This window comes from Methyloceanibacter marginalis (genome assembly GCF_001723295.1).
GTDB classification, from domain to species: domain Bacteria; phylum Pseudomonadota; class Alphaproteobacteria; order Rhizobiales; family Methyloligellaceae; genus Methyloceanibacter; species Methyloceanibacter marginalis.
This window is the reverse complement of record NZ_LPWD01000091.1, coordinates 1-3,294: the sequence shown is the minus strand read 5'-3', so window position 1 is coordinate 3,294 and position 3,294 is coordinate 1. Positions and strand designations below refer to the sequence as shown.

Sequence of the window (3,294 nt, the reverse complement as noted above, 5' to 3'; positions counted from 1 at the left end):
GCCGGGACGAGCCCGGCCATGACGAAGATCTCAGATCAGAAGCGCGATTAGCTGCTGCGATAATCCTGGACGCGGGTGGCGCGCAGGCCCGGCAGGCCGTGCTTGTCGATGGAGCGCTGCCAGCTCAGGAACTCGTCCACGGTCAGCGTATAACGCTCGCAGGCTTCCTCGAGGCTGATCAGACCGCCACGCACGGCGGCCACGACCTCGGCCTTACGGCGAATGACCCACCGCTTGGTGTCCTTCGGGGGGAGATCGGCCACGGTCAGCGGGCTGCCGTCCGGTCCAATCACATATCTGACACGCGGCCTGTAATGCTCAGTCATCGTACGCAACACTTCCAAACTCGATGAGCTTCAATCTAGGTGGAAGCTAGCAGAGGCCCATTTAAGAATTGCCTAAGCTGTCCGGTAAAAGAAGCTGCAAGGAAATAGCCAAAACTTGCTGAATTCGCTGAGACTTCCAGGCCTTTCCAAGTGCTTCTACTGGTCTTCCAGGGGCTCTGTCCTTGCGTCTCAGGCGTCCCCTGCCTATGTTCTGGGCCATCTGGAAGGGCTGAAATGAGCCCACGCGGGGCGTCACAGACTGTCTATAATCAAGACCAAGGTCGGCAAGCCCTTCCGAGATCATCGAGCCACTGAAACTCCGCCGCATCATTGACCCGGAATGCTTAACAGTCTGCACCTAGAAGGGCGTCCAGCCGAGACGCGGGTCGTCGTCGCCATGTCGGGCGGCGTCGATTCTTCCGTGGTCGCGGCCCTGCTCAAGGACCAGGGCTACGACGTGCTCGGCATCACGCTGCAGCTTTACGACCACGGCGAGGCGGTGGGCCGGAAGGGGACGTGCTGCGCGGGGACGGATATCCAGGACGCGCGCCGTGTGGCTGAAGCGCTCGGCATCCCCCATTACGTTCTCGATTACGAGGCGCGCTTCAAGCAGGCGGTGATGGGCGAATTCGCCGACAGCTATCTCAGCGGCGAGACGCCGGTGCCGTGCGTCGCCTGCAATCAAAAAATCAAGTTTCACGATTTGCTGGAGACGGCGGAGGGGCTCGGCGCCGCGGCGCTCGCCACCGGCCATTACGTCAAGAGCCTGCCCGGTCCGGCCGGCTGGGAGCTTCACCGCGCGGCCGACAAGGAGCGCGACCAGAGCTATTTCTTGTTTGCGACCACGCCGGCGCAGCTTTCCTTCTTGCGCTTTCCTTTGGGCGACTTGCCCAAGGACGAGACGCGCGCGCTTGCGCGAAGCTTCGGTCTCACGGTCGCGGAGAAGTCCGACAGCCAGGATATCTGCTTTGTGCCCACGGGCCGCTATACGCAAGTCATCGAGCGCTTGCGTCCCGGCGCCGCCGAGCCCGGCAATATCGTGCATGTGGATGGCCGCGTGCTCGGCCGCCACACCGGCATCATCAATTACACGATCGGCCAGCGGCGGGGCATCGGCGTGGCCGCTAGCGAGCCGCTCTACGTGGTGAAGCTCGACGCCGGCCGGTGCGAAGTGGTGGTCGGTCCGCGCGGTTGTCTGCGCGCCCGGACGCTCACCTTGCGCGACGTCAACTGGCTCGGCGATGAGCCGTTCGAGACGGCCGCCGCGCTCGGCGTGGAGGTGCTGGCGCGGATCCGCTCGACAGGGCCCTTGCGCCCTGCGACGGTCAGCGTGGAGAATGGTACGGTGGTTGTGGATCTCGCCGAGGGCGAGGAGGGCGTGTCCCCGGGACAGGCTTGCGTATTTTATGCCGCGACAGGCGGCGGGGAGCGGCTTCTCGGCGGCGGATGGATCAAGTCCGCCGATGGAGCCTGGATGGCTAGGGACGATTTTGCGGCGCCTTTAGAGCCTAGGCCCGCGGAGGCATTCCTGGCCGGGTCGCGTTAAGCCCGCGGACGAACGCGCGGTCTTCAGCTTCGAGGAGGGTACAGCGTTGCCTTCGAAAGTTCCTGTGATGGATACGGACAGCGTGCGTCACGCCTATCGCCGCTGGGCGCCGGTCTATGACTACACGTTCGGCCAGGTGGCCGAGGCGGGCCGCAAGCACGCGGTGGAGATCATCAACAAGCGCAAGGGCCGCGTGCTCGAGGTCGGCGTCGGCACCGGGCTATCGCTGCCCTGCTACGGCGCGCACCTCACGGTCACCGGTATCGACCTGTCGCCGGAGATGCTGGACAAGGCGCGCGAGAAGGTCACCCGCAAGAAGCTCGCCTATGTGGACGGCCTCCACGAGATGGACGCGAGCGCGCTCGGGTTCGCCGATGAGAGCTTCGACACGGTGGTCGCCATGTATGTGCTGACCGTGGTGCCGGATCCGGACAAGGTCATGCGCGAGCTCGAGCGGGTCTGCGCGCCGGGCGGCGAGGTGATTTTGGTGAATCATTTCAGCCAGGAAGAGGGCGTGCGCGGCTTCATCGAGCGCAAGATGGCGGGCTTCGCCGATCTGCTCGGCTGGCACGCGGTGTTCGAGGTCGACCGGGTCCTGGTCTGCGACGATCTCCGTCTGGTCGACCGACGGGCGCTTCGGCCCTTCGGCCTCTTCACGATGCTCCGCTTCGTCAAGGAGCCGGGCTTCGGGCTGGCGCCGCAGGCGGCAAGGGAGATGATCGCCAAGGGCAGGCTGCCGGCGCGGGGCCGGATCGCCGAGCCGGTGCGCGTGCGCATCAAATGGTCGGTGGCGCGCGGCCTGGTCCACGCCAGGCGCTTGCTTGACAGTAATTACTGGCGGTCCCTATATCGCCGTCTCAGAGCCAATTGGCCGATTAGCGCCGGGCCTGCCGCTCTCGACCATGAAGGCGGTATCTGACGGCGGCCTTCAGGCTTGGGGCGGGAGTAGCTCAGCTGGTTAGAGCAGCGGAATCATAATCCGCGTGTCGGGGGTTCGAGTCCCTCCTCCGCTACCAATAATTTGCCCCCAAAGAACCGCGACGCATTGCTCCGGCATTCCGGCTTGGCACCCGCTTGCCGGGCTTCTAGTCTTGGTCTCGCGTCCCGGGGGAGCGGAATGGGCCAGCCACTGCGCAGTATCACCATCGTCGGCGGCGGCACGGCGGGCTGGCTTGCCGCCAGCTTTCTCAATCGCTTCTGTAAGTCGAAAGATCCGAAACACCCCCTCGAGATCACCCTGATCGAGTCGCCGTCGATCCCGATCGTCGGCGTCGGCGAGGCGAGCCTGCCCGGCATGGTCGTGCTGTTGAACCAGCTCGGCGTGTCGGAGGCCGAGTTCTTCAAGCTCACGGATGCGACCTTCAAGGTCGCGGCGCATTTCATCAACTGGAACCACGACGACAAGGGCAAGCCGGTCGAGTT

General features: G+C 64.6%; 4 protein-coding genes and 1 tRNA gene. 4 read left to right on the top strand and 1 reads right to left on the bottom strand.

Going from position 1 to position 3,294, the window contains the following annotated elements; translation table 11 throughout:
* Positions 1 to 47: 47 nt before the first annotated feature.
* Complete coding sequence (sciP, locus tag AUC71_RS04185) at positions 48 to 326, bottom strand: CtrA inhibitor SciP (RefSeq protein WP_069623250.1); 279 nt, start codon at positions 324 to 326, stop codon at positions 48 to 50.
* A gap of 340 nt (positions 327 to 666) precedes the next feature.
* Here sciP and mnmA point away from each other — a divergent pair, with 340 nt between their 5' ends.
* The 4 genes from mnmA to AUC71_RS04165 all read left to right on the top strand — a co-directional run.
* On the top strand, positions 667 to 1,872 hold the full coding sequence (mnmA, locus tag AUC71_RS04180) for a tRNA 2-thiouridine(34) synthase MnmA (RefSeq protein WP_069623249.1): 1,206 nt from the start codon (positions 667 to 669) through the stop codon (positions 1,870 to 1,872).
* Positions 1,873 to 1,939: 67 nt separating this feature from the next.
* Positions 1,940 to 2,791, top strand: a complete 852-nt coding sequence (locus AUC71_RS04175; protein WP_083238068.1) for a class I SAM-dependent methyltransferase — start codon at positions 1,940 to 1,942, stop codon at positions 2,789 to 2,791.
* 19 nt (positions 2,792 to 2,810) lie between these two features.
* Positions 2,811 to 2,888, top strand: a tRNA-Met gene (locus tag AUC71_RS04170).
* 101 nt (positions 2,889 to 2,989) lie between these two features.
* A partial coding sequence (locus AUC71_RS04165; protein ID WP_141701439.1) for a tryptophan 7-halogenase occupies positions 2,990 to 3,294 on the top strand: 305 nt, incomplete at its 3' end.

Excerpts from the sequence above, each read along its gene's own strand:
- sciP (WP_069623250.1), bottom strand. The coding sequence starts at position 326 with ATGACTGAGCATTACAGGCCGCGTGTCAGATATGTGATTGGACCGGAC.
- mnmA (WP_069623249.1), top strand. The coding sequence starts at position 667 with ATGCTTAACAGTCTGCACCTAGAAGGGCGTCCAGCCGAGACGCGGGTC.
- AUC71_RS04175 (WP_083238068.1), top strand. The coding sequence starts at position 1,940 with ATGGATACGGACAGCGTGCGTCACGCCTATCGCCGCTGGGCGCCGGTC.